Genomic DNA, 16,612 nt, shown 5'->3' on the forward strand with positions numbered 1-16,612 from the left:
CCCTTACAGCTGCACCAGCCGCTGCAGCATCTGGTCCGAGGCCTGGATCGCCTTGGAATTGATTTCGTAGGCGCGCTGCGCGGTGATCATGTTGATCAGTTCTTCCACCACGTTGACATTGGAGGTCTCGACGAACCCCTGGTTGACATTGCCCAGTCCATTGATGCCCGGGTTCGAAGTATTCGGCGTGCCGGAAGCCACCGTTTCCAGATACAGGTTGTCGCCCGCACTCTGCAAGCCGGCCGGATTGATGAAATTGGAGAGCTGGATCGGCCCCTGGGTGGAAGTCGTGTTTCCGGCCTGTAATACGGTAACGGTGCCATCCTTGGCGATCGTTACCGACACCGCGTCGGACGGGATGGTGATTTGTGGCTGCAGGACATCGCCGTTGGCGGTAACTACCGTGCCTTCGCTGTTAACCTGGAAAGAACCGTCGCGGGTATAGGCCAGCGTGCCGTCCGTTTGCCGGATCTGGAAAAAGCCGTTGCCGTTGATGGCCAGATCGAGCGGGTTGCCGGTCTGCTGCACATTGCCCTGGATATGGATACGCTCGGTAGCGACCGGGCGGGCGCCGGTTCCCAACTGCAACCCCGATGGAATCTGGCTTTGTTGCGTGGCTTGCGCGCCGGGCTGGCGCAGGGTTTGATAAATCAGGTCCTCGAATACGGGGCGCGAGCGCTTGAAGCCGTTGGTGCTGACGTTGGCCAGGTTGTGCGAAATAACGTCGATATTGGTTTGCTGGGATTCCATCCCGGTTTTGGCAATCCACAGTGATCTAAGCATGATTCTTTTCCTCTATTCGTTAAGCAGTCAGGCTCATCACCTGAGCAGCGCGGTTGGCGTTCTCGTCGGCCTTCTGCATCAGCTTGATTTGCATATCGAAGAAACGCGATTGATCGATGAGGCTGATCAGCGCGTCCACCGCGCTGACGTTGCTCGCCTCCAGCGCGCTGCTGGCAAGGTTGACGCCGGCATCCGCCGCTGCCGGCTGGCCGTTCCGCTGCCGGAACAGGCCGTCGTCGCCGCGCACCATATCGGTATCCGCCGGATTGGTGAGCTTGATGCGACCTATGGTGGTTATTGCATTGAACTGGTTATTGCTGACCACGGAAACGGAACCGTCCTTGCCAATGGTGAGCTCGGAATCGGTGGGCACCGAGATTGGTCCGCCGTCACCCACCACAGTCAGCCCGTTGCTGGTAACCAGCGTGCCGTCGGCGGCGATCTGCAGGCTGCCGTTACGGGTATAAGCTTCGCCGCCCTTCGCATCCTGCACCGCGATCCAGCCGCGCCCCTGCACCGCCACATCCAGCGGACGACCGGTTGTACGTATCACGCCGCTGGAAAGATCCGCTCCCGGCGTGGAATCCACGACGAACGTGCGGGTCGGCGCTCCCGCCCCATATACCGGCAACGCGCGGAATGCGCTGCTTTGCGCCTTGTAGGCATTGGTGGAAACATTGGCCAGATTCTGCGTCGTCACAGCCTGCTGCAGCAGGCTGTGCTTGGCGCCGTTCATCGCGATATAAAGCAATCGATCCATGTCAGCTATCGACGATCAGCTTTAACGCAGGTTCACCAGGGTTTGCAACACCTGGTCCTGCGTCTTGATGGTCTGGGCATTGGCCTGGTAGACGCGCTGCGCGGTGATCATGTTGACCAGTTCGGCGGTAAGGTCGACATTGGAATCCTCCACCGCAGCGGACTGCAATGCGCCATACGAGCCGGAAGCTCCCGGGGTATTCAGCAAGGCAGTGCCGGAATTGGACGTTTCCGCCCAGTTGTTATCGCCCAGCGGCTGCAGGCCCTGCGCATTCTTGAATGAAGCCAGAACTACCTGACCCAGCGACTTGGACTGGCCGTTGGTGTAACGGCCTGTGATCACGCCATCCTTGCCCACATTAAAACCACTCAGGCGCCCTAGCGTAAAACCGTCCTGGGTAAGCGTGTTCACGGCAAACTTGCCGCCAAATTGGGTGGATCCGGTAAAGTCCACGGGAAAACTCATGGCAGCAGCACCCGTGCCCAATATTGCCGAGGTGACCGACGACTCCGTGAATGACGAAACACCCGTAAGCGCGCCGGCAGTGGTAAAGGTCAATGCACCTAACTTTGCCGGAGGCGTTTGCAACTGGGTGGTGGCGCCTGCCGGATTCGTTAGCGACGAATAGACATTCCAGGCATTGGCTGCCGTCTTGACGAAGTACAGTGAATAAGTGCTGGGGCTGCCCAGGCTGTCATAAACAGTCAGCGCCGTTGAATTGTTGTAGCTGGTGGGATCGGTGTAAACAAACGGCGTGGTAGGCGGAACAGCCGCACGGGAATCCAGATTGAGTTGCGAAACCACGCCTTTGGCGCCACTCACGGAAGCGCCGGTTGCCAACGGCGCAATGTCGGCACTGGAAATCTGCAAGTCGCTCAGCGCACCGGTATTGATCAGACCGGCGGAGGTGGCCGGATAGCCCGTCAGGCGCAGTCCATTGCTGGTCACAATAAATCCATTCTTATCCATCTGGAACTGGCCGTTGCGGGTATAGGTGATCGCACCCGAATTGCTGACCCGGAACAGCCCGCCGCCATTGATGGCAATGTCAAGCGGATTGTTGGTGGAAGTGATATTACCCTGGGTGAACTGCTGCACCACGGACGACACCTTGGAGCCCAGGCCGACCGGGGATGCGCCGCCGCCGGTCAGGGAGGCGGCGAACACGTCGGCGAACTCCGCCGCTCCGCTCTTGTATCCTACCGTGCCGGCATTCGCCACATTGTTGCCGATGACGTCGAGATTCTTCGCCGAGACGTTAAGGCCGCTCAAACCTTGCTGAAAACCCATGTCGTTCTCCTTTTGATTACATGACCTGCCGGACTGCCGACAAATCGACCAGCCCCAGGCCGCCCACGCTCAACGCCGGACCGGCCTTGTCCATCAACACGCTATTGACCTGGCCCACGGCGAGACGGGTTGCCGTCACTTGCTCGCCGGCCAATGTCGCATTCACCGCAAACGTATAGGATCCATCCGCCGCGGCCGCACCGGCCGTCGTTTGGCCATCCCAGGTGAAAGCCGAAACGCCGGCATCCTTCTTACCAAGGTTCAGCTCACGCACCACCTTGCCGGAACCGTCGGCAATACTCACTTTAACCGTATCCGCCGCTTGCGCCAGATCCAGGCCGCCGACTGCCGCACCACTCTTCAGCTGGACGAAATCACCCGGGGCCAGCACCGCGTGCCCGATCATGTTGACCGACTGGAACGACTGCGCCTGCGCGTAGGCTGCCAGCGTCGCATTCAGTTTCTCGATGCCGGTAACCGTGGAGAGCTGCGCCATCTGCGAAGTCACCTGCGCGTTATCCAGCGGATTCAGCGGGTCCTGGTTCTTCATCTGCGTCACCAGCAGTTTCAAAAAGCGATCCTGCTGATCCTGTACCGCCGTGGCCGTCGACGCGCCAGACGATGCCGACGCGGATGCCGAGGTGCCGGTTATTGCGATTGCCATGGTTATTTATCTCCTGTTAGCCCGGCGCTTACTGGCCCAACGCCAGCGTGCGCTGAATCATAGACTTGGCCGTATTCATCATTTCCACGTTAGCCTGATAAGAGCGCGACGCGGAAATCATGTTGGTCATTTCTTCCACCACATTCACATTGGGCATGGTGATGTAGCCCTGCTCGTTGGCATAAGGACTCTTGGGGTCATACACCATCTTCATCGGCGAGGGGTCATTCACCACCCTGGCCACAACCACCCCGGACGCGCCTTTGGGCATGGCTGCACTGAGCGGCTTGGCCTGGAATACCACCTGCTTGGCACGATAAGGCTGGCCGTCGGAACCGGTGACGCTGTCGGCGTTGGCCATGTTGCTCGCCACCACGTTGAGGCGCATCGATTGCGCCGTCATCGCCGAGCCGGCGATATCAAACACGTTGAACAGACTCATCAGTTACCTCCCCGCAGCGCCAGCATTGTGCTCTGAATCTTGCCGTTGATAAATTGCAGCGTCGCCATGTACTGCAGAGCATTTTCGGAAAACTGCGATTGCTCGACGTTGGTGTCCACCGTATTGCCGTCGATGCTGGGCTGCACCGCGGCGCGGTACAGCGGCTTGACGCCGGCCACGGCGCTGCCGCCGGCGGCATCCAGATGCATGGGAGAAGTTTTTGCCAGGCCGCCTGCCGCCCGGCCGCTCTGCGCCATTTGCAGCGCCTTGGCGAAGTCGATGTCCACCGCCTTGTAGTTGGGCGTATCGGCATTGGCAATATTCGACGCCAACAACTGCTGCCGGTAGCCGCGCAGCGCCAGCACCTTTTCTTGAAAATCGAATGTCTTGTCTATCGTGGTCATGATTGCCGTCTTTCCGCGGATCGGTGGTTTCGGAAGACTAAAAGCAGATATCATGCCATCACCTGGAAGCGGCTTCAGTAAAGGGTTTTAAGGATTTTAAACCGGCAATTCCGGCAAGGATCGGCAAGCGTTTGCCGGGGCGGCAAGGGGAAAGGCGGTCAGCGGTGGGACCTTTTGATTTGGCTGAAAGCTGATCGCTGCAAGCTTATTCCGCTCCAATCACGCGGTTGCGCCCCGCCTGCTTGGCAAGATACAGCGCGGCATCGGCCCGCTTGATGACTTCCTCCGCCGATTCCTGCTGCTGCCGCTGAGCGACGCCGGCGCTGAACGTGATCAGCACCTTCTGGTTGTCGTGCAGGAAAAAGTTCTTGGTGAGCTCGCGCTGAACGCGGGTCATGATGACAGTGCCTTCCGCCTGATCGGTTTCCGGCAGAATGATGACGAATTCTTCGCCGCCATACCGCGCTAATACGTCAGTCGGCCGCAGCACGTTTTTGACTACCTTGGCCAGATGTACCAGCGCCACATCCCCCGCCTCGTGCCCCAGCGTGTCATTCAGCTTCTTGAAGTGATCGACATCGAGCAGGGCCACACTGATGGGTTCGCCGGTGCGTTCGGCGCGGCTGAATTCGCGCTGGAAGGCTTCGTCCATGCCGCGCCGGTTGAGCGTGCCCGTGAGGAAGTCCTTGTGCGCCACTTCACTGATCTGATGCAGCTCGTCGGTCAGCTGGCGGATGCGCTGCTCGGCGTCTTTCACCTCGCCCTGCGACTGCCGCAGATGCTCGTGCGCCCGTAATGCGTCCAGCTGCATCGCCTTGGTGTCCTGCATCAGATTGTCCAGGATGACGTTCAGCTCGACGATATCCTCGGTGGAACTGAGCCGTCGCTGATAACTTTCGATCTTGTTGTGAAACTCGCCGGTGTTTTCCGTCATCTCGGCCAGGCGCTCCACGAAGCTGGTCGCCATCTGCTTGAGCGTTTCCCTGGCCTCGATCAGGCCGTGCTTCAGCCTGCCCTGTTTGAAAATAAGCTCTTTCAGGCTGCTCTCCGCATCGTAAAGCACCTCGATGTCCAGCGGGCGCGCAATAATGTCGCGTATCATCGTGGTCTGCCCCTGCAGCCAGCCGTCGTCCACCACCAGTTCGCCGATATTCTCGACCAGCAGGCGCATCACCTGCAGCAGCTCCTCATGCAGGCGGAATTGCGCGTCGCTGTTCATTTCCAGCTTGAACCAGAAAGCCTTGAAGCTCTCGCCCAGCATGGCCACTTCTTGCTCCGTCGCCGCGGCTTTCGCCTGGGCCAGCAAAGCCTCGGCATTGCGCCCCAGCTCAGGCAAATACCTGAGCTGGGACAGCAGGCCAAGCTCCAGCGTCTTGATCAGCAGGTCGCGCCAGAGTGCCGCGAGCGGAGAAGTCGCGCTGGACGACAACACCGTGCCGGCCGTTCTTTTTCGGTCGGCAACGGGTTGCACGTTCGCTCCCGTCGGCTCCCGCTCGGCCAGAGGTTCCGCGGCTTTGCCGCTATGCTTCCAGGAAACCACCAGCGCTTGAATTTTGGCTTCCAGCACATCCACGTCAGTGCCGAAATTGACCAGCACCCGCTCCAGCCCTTCCTTCTTTTTGCTGATGCCGACTCCGGGGCGGCTGACATCCAGTTCGTGAATCAACTCGCGCAGCACGTCCCCCCAGTTGGGCGCATCGCCGCCGGCAACAATTGCCGCAGCAGCGTTTCGAGCTCCGGGCCATTCGACTGGGCAGCCGCCTGTTGCAGTTGCGCTGCCAGCCTGGCGTATTTCGGTCGGCCACGACCGGCCTCTTTCAATAGCCTGGCCAGCAATTGCAGCGGATCTTCGGATTTGGCGGATTCGGCGCCAATGATCTCGTCGTAAACCTTGCGAAAATTGTCCGGTGTCGGCGGAATTTTGCTCTGCGCCAGCGTTTTCAATGCCTGGCGCGCGATTTCTATCGGGGTTTGCTGGGGTTTCATTGCCAATGCAGTGTAGGCGTACTCGTTTCGGGTTAGAATCGGTTGGCCTGCTCGGTCTGCCGCAAAGGTGCGCCGACGCTATTCCAGGCACTTGAAGATTGTCATGAAACAATGCCCATACGCAAGCTCTTTATCGCACTCTGCCTGACGTTTGCCTCCGTAGCGGCCGAGGCCGACGAATGGCAATCGCTCGACGAAATCGTCGCTAGCGTCGAACGCTTTGTACGCCAGAAAACGGCGAACCTGGGCGGCGATATCAACATCAGCGTGACCCGCCCCGACTCGCGCCTGCACCTTGGCCGGTGCGACCGCTTGGAACCCTGGCTGCCCAGTGGCAACAAGCTATGGGGACGTGCCAGTGTCGGCGTGCGCTGCCGCGCACCGGCAGCCTGGTCGATCTATGTTCCGGTCATGGTCAGGGTATCCGCGATGGCGTTGGTGGCAACCCGTCCGATAGGCCGGGGGCAGCTGCTGGAAGCTTCCGATATGCAGCCGCAAATGCGCGATCTCATGCAATACCAGGGCGGCGTTCTGACCGCCCCGGAACAGGCTATCGGCAGGACCGCCATCAACCCCATCCAGCCCGGCGAAATCCTGCGCCCGGAACTGCTGCGTGCCGCCCTGGCGATACGCCAGGGCCAGCAGGTCGTGCTGATCGCTCAAGGCACGGGATTCAAGGTAAGCTCGGAAGGTGTCGCCATGGGCAACGCAGCAGGCGGCCAGGTGGTGGCGGTAAAGACCCGCTCGGGGCAGATCATCAAGGGCATCGCCAAGAGCGAAGGCGTAGTCGAGGTGTATTTTTAGCTATCAGCTAATGACTTTTTGCCGCCGATCGCTATTTAACCGGCAGCCATGTCAGCTCGCCGGCCTTCATGTCCGGCACCAGTACGAATTTCCCATCCTGCGACAAGCCGATGTCGGCCGCCGCCTGGAAACCGTCCCTGACCAGCTTGAGTTCGCCGTTGCGCTTAAGCATGAACACGCGGCCATTCTTCCAGTCGCTGATCCACAGCCTGCGCTGTTTGTCCCGGACGATACCGTCCGCACCGCCGAAGCCTTCGGCCACCGACACCATCTTGCCGGTCTTGAGCGTGATGCGGTACAGGATGCCGGACAGGAAATCCACCATCAGCAGATTGTCGTCGCCGTCGGGCAGCAACCCGTTGGGAGCCAGAACGCGCTTATCCTCGGCCGTCGCCAGTGCGGTCACCTTGCCGTCTGGCGCAATGCGGTACACGGCGCCGCCCTTGCCTTTCAAATCGCCGCTATCCGACACATACAGGTTGCCGGCCTTGTCGAAAGTCAAGTCATTGAGGAATTGCGGCTTGGCCGGGAATGCCTCGGGGGCGGCAAACACTTTCCATTTTCCGTTCTTGTCCACGCTCAAGACGCGCGTCTTGTCGGCCACATAGATCAATCCCCCAGAATACGCCAAGCCTTTGGGGTCGTCCATGCCGGTGGCAAACGCCTTGGGCTTGCCGTCGGCGCCGATGACGCTGATCTGGCCGTCGCCATCCTTGCCGAATTCGCCGATCTCGGAAACATAAATACGACCGTTGACTGCAAGCACCGACTCCGGCGTCTTGAGGCCGGTCGCCTTCTTCAGGTCGGTTGCCGCTGCTCCGGCCGCCGCCAGACTGGCAGCAAGCAAGCCGCCCATGGCCAAGGTAAAGAGAATTCTGGTTTTCATTCCATGCGTTCCTTCCGAATTTAATTGTTGGGGTGCAATATGGTGACCATGCTGCACGGCATCGCGGTTTCGCTTGCCGGCAGGCCTTGCGAGACCAAGGCCTGCATGGCATTGTCCGCCTGCATTTGCCTGACGATTTCCTGCATTGCGGCCCGATAGGTGGCGTTTATCTGCGCCGCGGGAAGCACGTCCAGATAACCGTTGTGCTGCACATCGGCTTTGTAGGTGGCGACAGGTTTGCCGCTGCCGGAATATACGTCCGCCACGACAGTGCCGTAATAGACCGTCATGCGGGGGTTATAAAACATGTGGGGTTTGATCCAAACCACCACGTCGGCGGCCTTGTTGCCGTCGCACATGGCGATATCCGCGAACATGGGTTGCAAGGCATCGAGCGCGACCGGCTCGATGGCACGCCCCTGACTGAACCAATAGTTATAATAAAAATGCCACAGCTTGATTTCATGCGCGTATTCCTGCGGGCTGATATAGACCAACACGCGCCCGGCAGGTGCCGAGCGTGCGGCAAACGATGCGATACATAACCCAAGCAGCATCAGCAGCGTCAATACGAATTTGCCAAGTTTCATGGCTTTGTGCCCCCATAAACGATACGGTAAATCATACCAGCGCGATCATCGGATATATAGACCGCGCCGTCCGGCCCCACAATCACATCGACGGGACGCCCCCAGGCACCCTTGCCGGTTAGCCAGCCGGTAGCGAAATCGCTGGCGCCGACCGGGCGGCCGCCTTCGAAATGCACGCGCACGAGCTTGTAGCCGGACGGTTCGCGGCGGTTCCATGAACCATGCAAGGCCACCAGCGCGTCGCTGCGGTATTCCGCCGGAAAAGCCGCTTTATCGAGAAACGCCAGGCCCAGCGGGGCCGCATGCGCCGGAAAGGTGACCGCCGGCGGCTGCATTTTTTCGCATGCCCCCGCCGCGCCGGGAAAATTGGGATCGGTGAAGCGGTTATCCCAGCAATGCGGCCAGCCGTAATCCATGCCCGGCTCGATACGGTTGAAGTGTTCCGGCGGAAGGCTATCCAGCGGCGCTCCGCCCTTTTTATCAGACCGCATATCGGCACCGTTGTTCGTGGCATACATCGCACCGGTTTGCGGATGCCAGGCAAACCCTTCCGCATTGCGCAAACCCGTCGCCCAGACCGGCGACGGCGCATGCCCGCCGACTGCGGGCAGATAGCCGGCCGGCTTGCCGCCGGCGGTGTAACGCAGCATCGTCGCGCGTAGCGGATCCTGCTCGATGCAGACGTTGCAGTTCGAGCCGACATTCAAATAGAGGTAGCCGTCCGGCCCCTGCTTCAATGTTTTCAGGGTATGGCCGCCGGCCGGGAGATTCGGAATGACGGGCACGGCTGCACTCGCTGGCCAGCGTCCGCCATTTTTTTCGAGGCGTACCACCCCATCCTGGTTGGCCACCAGCAATTTGTCCCCGACGAATGCTAGGCCTTGCGGCCCGTTGAGCTTGTCCGCGACGGTCACGACATCGTCGGCGCGCCCGTCACGGTTGGCATCAGGCAGCATCACCACCTTGTTATCCAAGCCCAGCGACAGATACAGATTGCCGTCCGGCCCGAACGCCATGAAGCGCGGCCCGCGGAAATAATCGTTACTTGCCGCAGGCAGATGCGCGAACACATTGGCCTTGAACCCGGAAGGCAGCTTGAGCGTAGCAGCAGGATCGGCCGGCGCGGGGGTGACCGAGGCCATGTCGGCAACAGCTGCGGCGGATACAATCGAGAACGCTAGAAAACAAGCAATTGAACGCCGATGAACGCCGATAAACGCCGACAATCCAGCTATCGGCTCTGCCACTTTACCTGCCATTACCTGAAACGACTCTGGCATCGCTATCTCAAATCGGCGTTTATCGGCGTTCATCGGCGGTTGATCAGGCGAGTACGTCAGACCAGATGTTCTTCGCCCAATATTGCGCATAGTTCCCCTCCTGTTCGCTGGGATGGTCGGATACACCGCCGCCTGGCGCAGGCAACATGGCTTTTTTATCCGCATCGTAGCGGTAGACGTTGGCGACATGCATCGCCAGCTTGTCGGAAACGAAGCTGTAGCAGGTGTTGGCGAATACCGGCTGCGGATCGGGAGCATTGCCTGCCATCAACGCAGCCACAGCATTGGCGCAGACCTTGGCCTGCGACGTCGCCATATGGGCTGATTTCGGCAATGCTGCGGAAACCGCATCGCCGATGATATGGATATTGGGCACAACCTTGGATTCGTAGGTGAGAAAATCGACCTCGCACCAGCGTTTGTTCACGTTCGCGATACCGGCCGTACGGGCTATTTTTCCTGCGAACTGCGGAGGAATGACGTTGAGCACGTCCGCTTTGACGGTCTCGAATTCGGTCCTGGCGGCGCGCAAGCCGACATCCACTTCCGCCACCGCGCTATTGGGACGATATTCCACGATGCCGGGGTACAATTCGGCCCAGGCCTTGGTGAACAGGCCTTTTTTGGAAACGATATCGGGATTGGCGTCCAGCACGATCAATTTGGACCTGGGTTTGTGATTTTTGAAGTAATACGCCACCTGGCTCGCGCGTTCGTAAGGGCCCGGCGGGCAGCGGTAAGGCATCAAGGGTACGCCGAGGACGAACACCCCCCCATCCGGCATCGCTTCCAGCTGTTGGCGCAGATTGACGGTCTGTGGCCCGGCTTTCCATGCATGAGGTATTTTCTCTTGCGCCGCGGCGCTTTCCAGCATCGGCAGCGTATCCCAGATAAAATCGATGCCGGGCGCGATGATCAAACGGTCATAGCCGAGTTCTTCGCCGCTTTCGACGACAATTTTGCGATGCTCGGCGTCGAGCGCCGTCACAGCTTCATGCAAGCGTTTGACACCGTAGCGATCCAGCCCGGAGAAATTGAACGTCAGGTCGCCGATTTGCTTGCTGCCCCCCAGCACCAGATTGCTCAAAGGGCAGGAGATGAAAGTGGTGTTTTTTTCGATCAGAACGATCTCAAGCCGGTCGCCACCCCACAGGCGCAAGTATTTGGCCGCGGTGGCGCCTGCATAGCCACCGCCGATGACGACCACCCGCCCCTGCGCCGGGCTCGCTGCACGGGCAACCTCAGGAAAAATGCCAGTTGCCGCGCTTGCGCCCAGCATTTTCAGGAATTCGCGCCGTTGCATCACCATGCTCCCAGCGGCAGCGGCGAGATCGCCACCTTTCTGGGTTGCGCGGAAAAGTAATCGGCAAGCTGCTCGATTTCCTGCGGGGTGAGGCCCTGCGCGTGGTGATGCATCACCGAAGATGCGCGCGAACCATCGCGGAAAGATTGCATCTGCAGGATAAAATGCGAGCGGTCCAGCCCGGCCAGCACTGGCGTACCGCCAACGCTATTGCCGTTCATGCCATGGCAGGCGGCACAGGAAGCCGCCAGAACTTGTACATGGCTGCTGTTATCGGCAGCCTGTGCTATGGAGCCGACTGAAAAAAGTGCTGCAATGGGCAGAATTATGACCAGAATCAGGATTTTCATTTTTATGTGTGTTAATCCCTTTAAATCACAACACCTCCTTGAGTCACAGCCCCATTAGAAACATTTCTCTTCCTTGCAGCCGTCATCCTTGGCGCCGTTCTGCAGCAACAGGTTGGCCATCGCGGTATTACCGTCGTCACGCACCACGCGCACCACGGAAACATTGCCGCGCAGCTTGACGTTGGGGTCGGCGCCCTTGGACAGCAGATATTTCACGATTTCGGTATGGCCGTCCACCGCGGCAAGAGACAAGGCCGTCATTTTGGTGAGGGGATGCTTGTAATTGAGGTCTGCGCCGCGCTCCACCAGGAGCTTGACGACATCCAGCTGGTTTTTGTTGGCGGCGATTTGCAGCCAGGTCCAGGCAAAGACCGGTTCGTTGATATTGACGCCGCCATCGAGCAATTTCTTCACTACCGCCGTATTGCCTTCTTCGACTGCCGTCGCAAATTCCACCTGCTCGTCATCCGTCAACGCGAACGCTGCGCACGGCAGTAACAGCATTGCCGCCAAAATCCATGCCTTGATTATTTTCAATTGCTTGTCTCCTGTAAATTATCGTTTAACCCACATATACGCGTGCATTGCGGAACATCCGCATCCACGGCCCGTCTTCGCCCCACCCCTCCGGCCGCCATGAATGCTGCACCGCGCGGAATACCCGCTCCGGATGCGGCATCATGATAGTGAACCGTCCGTCAGATGTGGTCAAACCGGTAACGCCGCCCGCCGATCCATTCGGATTGAAGGGATACGTCTCGGTCGGCTTTCCGGTATTTTCCACATAGCGCACGGCAACGAGTCGCTGCTCCAGCGCCAGTTCGACCGTGGATGCGCCGGAAAATTCCGCAAATCCTTCGCCATGCGCAACGGCGATCGGCATGTGGCTTCCCGCCATGCCGTCAAAAAAGATCGACGACGACGGCAGAACCTCTACCATAACAAAACGCGCCTCGAATTGCTCGGACTTGTTCCTGACGAAATGCGGCCAGCTTTCCGCACCGGGAATTATCTGGTGCAGATTGCTCATCATCTGGCAGCCGTTGCACACCCCCAGCGCGAACGCATCCGGACGCTGGAAAAAGACAGAAAATTCATCGCGGGCACGCGGGTTGAACAGGATGGACTTGGCCCAGCCCTCTCCCGCGCCCAGCACGTCGCCATAGGAAAATCCGCCGCACGCGACCAGTCCGGAAAAATCCTTGAGGCTGACGCGACCACCGATGATGTCGCTCATGTGCACGTCGTGTGCCTCGAACCCGGCGCGATCGAATGCCGCAGCCATTTCCACTTGTCCGTTCACGCCCTGTTCCCGCAGCACGGCCATCCTCGGCCGTTTTCCGGTAGCGATGAACGGCGCGGCGATGTCTTGTTTGAGATCGAACGTCAGATGCGCATTCAAGCCGGGATCGTCGGCATCCAGGATGCGTTCGTGTTCCTGCCAGGCGCAGACCGGGTTGTCGCGCAGGCTTTGCATGCGCCAGGTCGTCTCCGACCACCAGCGCTGCAGGATGATCCGGCGCTCGCCATATATCTCATGCCCGCCGTGGTTGAACCTGACATGATCGTCCAGTGCGATCTCGCCAAGAATATGGGCTTGCCCCTGCAGACCGGCCTCGGCAAACACTTGCAGCGCATACTCGACATCGGACAGGCGCACTTGCAGCACGGCGCCCAACTCCTCTCCGTACAATGCCGCGGCAACGTCATTTCCGGCAAAACCGTCAATACCGACTTCCACCCCGCAATGACCGGCAAATGCCATCTCGCACAGCGTCACGAACAGGCCGCCATCGGAGCGGTCGTGGTAGGCGAGCAGCTTTTCCTCGCGGTTGAGGCGCTGTATCGCGGCAAAGAATGCTTTCAGCGCCTCCGCGTCGTCCACGTCCGGCGCGGCATTGCCGGTCTGCCCGTACACCTGCGCCAGCGCGGAACCGCCGAGCCGGTTCTTGCCCGCCCCGAGATCGACCAGCAGCAAGCGGGTGGCGCCGAGATCGGTGCGCAATTGCGGCGTGAGCGTACGGCGCGCATCGGATACCGGCGCGAAAGCCGTCACCACCAGCGAAATCGGCGCGGTAACGGCCTTCTTGTCGCCGTTCTCGTCCCACACCGTCTTCATCGACATCGAATCCTTGCCGACCGGGATGCTGATGCCCAACTGCGGGCATAACTCCATGCCCACCGCGCGCACCGTGTCGTAGAGCGCGGCATCCTCGCCGGGATGCCCGGCCGGGGCCATCCAGTTGGCGGACAGCTTGATCTCGCCGATATCGTCGATCCTTGCCGCGGCGATATTGGTAATCGCCTCGCCTATCGCCATGCGCCCGGACGCCGGTGCATCGATCAGCGCCAGCGGCGCTTTTTCACCGATCGCAAACGCTTCGCCGCGGTAAGTCCGGTAGCCCGCCAGCGTCACCGCCACGTCGGCCACCGGGATCTGCCACGGCCCCACCATCTGGTCGCGCGCCACCAATCCCGTAACGGTACGGTCGCCGATGGTAATGAGAAAAGTCTTGTCCGCCACCCCGGGCAGATGCAGCACGCGCTGGGCGGCTTCGATCAAATCGACACTCCCGGCATCGAAAGCAGGCAAGGTGCGCGCCTGATGCGCCGCGTTGCGCGTCATCTTCGGCGGCTTGCCGAGCAGCACCGATAATTCCATATCCACCGGCTGGTTGCCGAAATGCGCGTCTTCCACCGTCAGACGCTGTTCTTCTGTCGCCTGGCCGACAATCGCAAACGGGCAGCGCTCGCGCTCGCAGAGAGCCTTGAAGCGCTCGATATCTTGCCGCGCCACCGCCATCACATAGCGCTCCTGCGCCTCGTTGCACCACAGCTCCTTGGGGCTCATGCCTGGCGCTTCGTTGTGGATATCGCGCAACTTGAACAGCGCGCCGCGACCGGCATCGTTGACCAGTTCCGGGAAAGCGTTGGACAGCCCCCCCGCGCCTACGTCGTGGATCGCCAGAATGGGATTGTTGTCGCCCATCTGCCAGCAGCGGTCGATGACTTCCTGCGCGCGGCGCTCCAGTTCGGGGTTGCCGCGCTGCACCGAATCGAAATCCAGGTTTTCCGCGTTGGCGCCGGTATCCATGCTCGATGCAGCCCCCCCGCCGAGACCGATCAGCATCGCCGGGCCGCCCAATTGAACGAGATAGGCGCCGGGAGGGATAGCATGTTTTTTGGAATGGCGCGCTGAAATATTGCCGATACCGCCGGCCAGCATCACCGGCTTGTGATAGCCGCGCACCTCGTCGGCAACCTCGATTTCCAGCGTGCGGAAATAGCCGGCGATGTTGGGGCGCCCGAACTCGTTGTTATACGCCGCACCGCCCAACGGACCGTCGATCATGATTTGCAGCGCGGAAGCGATGCGCTCCGGTTTACCGTAATTGGCTTCCCAGGGTTGCCTGAAGCCCGGAATTTCCAGATTGGACACGGAAAAACCGGTCAGGCCGGCCTTGGGCTTGGAGCCGCTGCCGGTCGCGCCTTCATCGCGAATTTCGCCGCCGGCACCGGTCGCGGCACCGGCAAAGGGCGAGATCGCGGTGGGGTGGTTATGCGTTTCGACTTTCATCAGAAAATGCATCTCGTCCTCGACATAGCCGTAGCGGCCATCGGGTTGGGCGTTGAAGCGCTGGGTGCTTTCGCCCTGCACGATGGAAGCATTGTCGGAATACGCGACCACGGTCTTGCCGGGGTGGAGCTGGTGCGTGTTGCGTATCATCGCGAACAGCGATTGCGCCTGGGGAATACCGTCGATCACCCAGTCGGCATTGAAAATCTTGTGGCGGCAATGCTCGGAGTTGGCCTGCGCGAACATCATCAGCTCGACGTCGGTCGGATTGCGGCCGATGCGGATGAAATTTTCCACCAGATAATCGACTTCATCCGGCGACAATGCCAGCCCCATCGTGCTGTTGGCAGCCTCCAGCGCGCGCTTGCCGCCGCTCAGGATGTCCACGGTGGAAAGCGGGGCCGGCTCCGCGCTCAGAAACAATCTGGCCGCCTCGCCCAGGCTGGCAAACACCGACTCGGTCATGCGGTCGTGAATCAGGGGCTTGAGAACCTGCTTCTCGGCCTCCGTCAGCGGCGTGCCGGTAGCGGTGGCAACGTAATAGACCACGCCGCGCTCCAGCCGCTCCATCGCTTCCAGTCCGCAATGACGGGCGATATCGGTCGCGCGCGACGACCACGGCGAGATCGTCCCTGGCCGCGGCGTTACCAGGAACAGTTCGCCTTGCGGCTGCTCTTCGGTCAGCCTCGGGCCATAGGTCAGTATCTTGTGCAACACCTCGCTTTCCTGCGCAACCAGATCCCGCGAGGTTTGTGCGAAATGCCAGAATTCGGCGTAGACATGGGTAATCTGCGGCGCCGCGGCCTTCATCGCGGCGAGAATTTTGTCGAGTCGGAAGGGAGAAAGGGCGGCACTGCCACGAATGCGGAGCATGAGGATTCAACTAAATTGGCAAAGCCTGAATTTTACCCGAAATCACAACGCCCGGGATTCAGCAGTCAAGCATGCAACTACATGTCGTGCCTCCGGGGACGAGGCTGCTCTTCGCTGCCCGTTGATGCTACCGAACCTGGGGCCGCCGCCTGAATTCACCGCATCATTTCGCCAGCGCCCCGAATACTTTCTTGATCAGGCCGGTGCTCGCCGTCAAAGGGTCCTTGCGGATGGCCTTCTCCTCTTCGGCCATCATCAGATAAAGGCCATCCAACGCTTTTTGGGTGACGTACTGTTCCAGGTTGGCCTGGTCTTTCTTGATCAGCCCGAATCTGGCTCCGGCGTCGGCGAACTTGTTGTATTGCTGGGCCAGTGCGACACTATCCGTAGCCTGCTTGACGATAGGCAGGAACCTGTCGGCCAGCGGCGCGGAGGTTACCTTCCTGAAATACTGCGTGGCGGCATCGTCGCCGCCCGTGAGTATGTTCTTGGCGTCCTGCACCGACATTTTCTTGACGGCGTCGACCAGCAGCGTCTTGGCCTCCGGCACCGCCGCTTCGGCTGCGCGGTTCATGCGCAGCACCAGTTCGTCGGCTTGCTTGCCCATCCCCATCATGCGC

17 protein-coding genes are annotated in these 16,612 nt (G+C 60.1%); 1 reads left to right on the forward strand and 16 read right to left on the reverse strand.

The window, feature by feature from the left end; all coding sequences use genetic code 11:
- Positions 1 to 3: 3 nt before the first annotated feature.
- The 8 genes from flgG to VGK14_RS04860 all read right to left on the reverse strand — a co-directional run bounded on the left by flgG (position 4) and on the right by VGK14_RS04860 (position 6,329).
- Positions 4 to 783 carry a flagellar basal-body rod protein FlgG gene (gene flgG, locus VGK14_RS04825; RefSeq protein WP_331507798.1) on the reverse strand — a complete coding sequence of 260 codons (780 nt, stop codon included), beginning with the start codon at positions 781 to 783 and terminating at the stop codon, positions 4 to 6.
- Positions 784 to 802: 19 nt separating this feature from the next.
- Entirely contained in the window at positions 803 to 1,543 is a 741-nt protein-coding gene (locus VGK14_RS04830) for a flagellar basal body rod protein FlgF (protein ID WP_331507799.1), read from the reverse strand.
- A gap of 21 nt (positions 1,544 to 1,564) precedes the next feature.
- The gene (gene flgE / locus VGK14_RS04835; protein WP_331507800.1) at positions 1,565 to 2,833 is read right to left on the reverse strand and encodes a flagellar hook protein FlgE; all 1,269 of its coding nucleotides are present in this window, start codon (positions 2,831 to 2,833) and stop codon (positions 1,565 to 1,567) included.
- Between the two features lie 16 nt (positions 2,834 to 2,849).
- Positions 2,850 to 3,497 carry a flagellar hook assembly protein FlgD gene (locus VGK14_RS04840; protein ID WP_331507801.1) on the reverse strand — a complete coding sequence of 216 codons (648 nt, stop codon included), beginning with the start codon at positions 3,495 to 3,497 and terminating at the stop codon, positions 2,850 to 2,852.
- A 28-nt stretch (positions 3,498 to 3,525) separates the two neighbouring features.
- Positions 3,526 to 3,939, reverse strand: coding sequence for a flagellar basal body rod protein FlgC (gene flgC / locus VGK14_RS04845; RefSeq protein ID WP_331507802.1), 414 nt, complete (start codon positions 3,937 to 3,939; stop codon positions 3,526 to 3,528).
- Positions 3,939 to 4,343: a flagellar basal body rod protein FlgB gene (flgB, locus tag VGK14_RS04850; protein ID WP_331507803.1), complete on the reverse strand. Its 405-nt coding sequence runs from the start codon at positions 4,341 to 4,343 to the stop codon at positions 3,939 to 3,941. The genes flgC and flgB overlap by 1 nt, the downstream gene beginning before the upstream one ends.
- Positions 4,344 to 4,548: 205 nt before the next feature.
- Positions 4,549 to 6,021, reverse strand: coding sequence for a GGDEF domain-containing protein (locus VGK14_RS04855; RefSeq protein ID WP_331507804.1), 1,473 nt, complete (start codon positions 6,019 to 6,021; stop codon positions 4,549 to 4,551).
- Positions 6,006 to 6,329 carry a hypothetical protein gene (locus VGK14_RS04860; protein ID WP_331507805.1) on the reverse strand — a complete coding sequence of 108 codons (324 nt, stop codon included), beginning with the start codon at positions 6,327 to 6,329 and terminating at the stop codon, positions 6,006 to 6,008. Before VGK14_RS04860 ends, VGK14_RS04855 begins: the two co-directional genes overlap by 16 nt.
- Positions 6,330 to 6,440: 111 nt before the next feature.
- Here VGK14_RS04860 and flgA point away from each other — a divergent pair, with 111 nt between their 5' ends.
- A complete protein-coding gene (gene flgA, locus VGK14_RS04865) occupies positions 6,441 to 7,133 on the forward strand; it encodes a flagellar basal body P-ring formation chaperone FlgA (protein WP_331507806.1) in 693 nt (230 codons plus the stop codon).
- Between the two features lie 31 nt (positions 7,134 to 7,164).
- Here the strand turns inward: flgA and VGK14_RS04870 are convergent, their stop codons facing one another.
- The 8 genes from VGK14_RS04870 to VGK14_RS04905 all read right to left on the reverse strand — a co-directional run.
- Positions 7,165 to 8,019, reverse strand: a complete 855-nt coding sequence (locus VGK14_RS04870; RefSeq protein ID WP_331507807.1) for an SMP-30/gluconolactonase/LRE family protein — start codon at positions 8,017 to 8,019, stop codon at positions 7,165 to 7,167.
- A gap of 20 nt (positions 8,020 to 8,039) precedes the next feature.
- On the reverse strand, positions 8,040 to 8,609 hold the full coding sequence (locus VGK14_RS04875) for a hypothetical protein (RefSeq protein ID WP_331507808.1): 570 nt from the start codon (positions 8,607 to 8,609) through the stop codon (positions 8,040 to 8,042).
- A complete protein-coding gene (locus VGK14_RS04880; protein WP_331507809.1) occupies positions 8,606 to 9,751 on the reverse strand; it encodes a PQQ-dependent sugar dehydrogenase in 1,146 nt (381 codons plus the stop codon). Before VGK14_RS04880 ends, VGK14_RS04875 begins: the two co-directional genes overlap by 4 nt.
- Positions 9,752 to 9,932: 181 nt before the next feature.
- Complete coding sequence (locus VGK14_RS04885) at positions 9,933 to 11,192, reverse strand: NAD(P)/FAD-dependent oxidoreductase (protein ID WP_331507810.1); 1,260 nt, start codon at positions 11,190 to 11,192, stop codon at positions 9,933 to 9,935.
- Positions 11,192 to 11,542, reverse strand: a complete 351-nt coding sequence (locus tag VGK14_RS04890; protein ID WP_331507811.1) for a c-type cytochrome — start codon at positions 11,540 to 11,542, stop codon at positions 11,192 to 11,194. The genes VGK14_RS04885 and VGK14_RS04890 overlap by 1 nt, the downstream gene beginning before the upstream one ends.
- Before the next feature lie 54 nt (positions 11,543 to 11,596).
- Positions 11,597 to 12,079 carry an ankyrin repeat domain-containing protein gene (locus VGK14_RS04895; RefSeq protein WP_331507812.1) on the reverse strand — a complete coding sequence of 161 codons (483 nt, stop codon included), beginning with the start codon at positions 12,077 to 12,079 and terminating at the stop codon, positions 11,597 to 11,599.
- 25 nt (positions 12,080 to 12,104) lie between these two features.
- Entirely contained in the window at positions 12,105 to 15,992 is a 3,888-nt protein-coding gene (gene purL, locus VGK14_RS04900) for a phosphoribosylformylglycinamidine synthase (RefSeq protein WP_331507813.1), read from the reverse strand.
- A gap of 163 nt (positions 15,993 to 16,155) precedes the next feature.
- Positions 16,156 to 16,612: DUF4197 domain-containing protein (locus VGK14_RS04905; RefSeq protein ID WP_331507814.1), on the reverse strand; the 457-nt coding region annotated here is incomplete at its 5' end.

This window comes from Novimethylophilus sp., from assembly GCF_036504375.1.
GTDB lineage: Bacteria > Pseudomonadota > Gammaproteobacteria > Burkholderiales > Methylophilaceae > Novimethylophilus.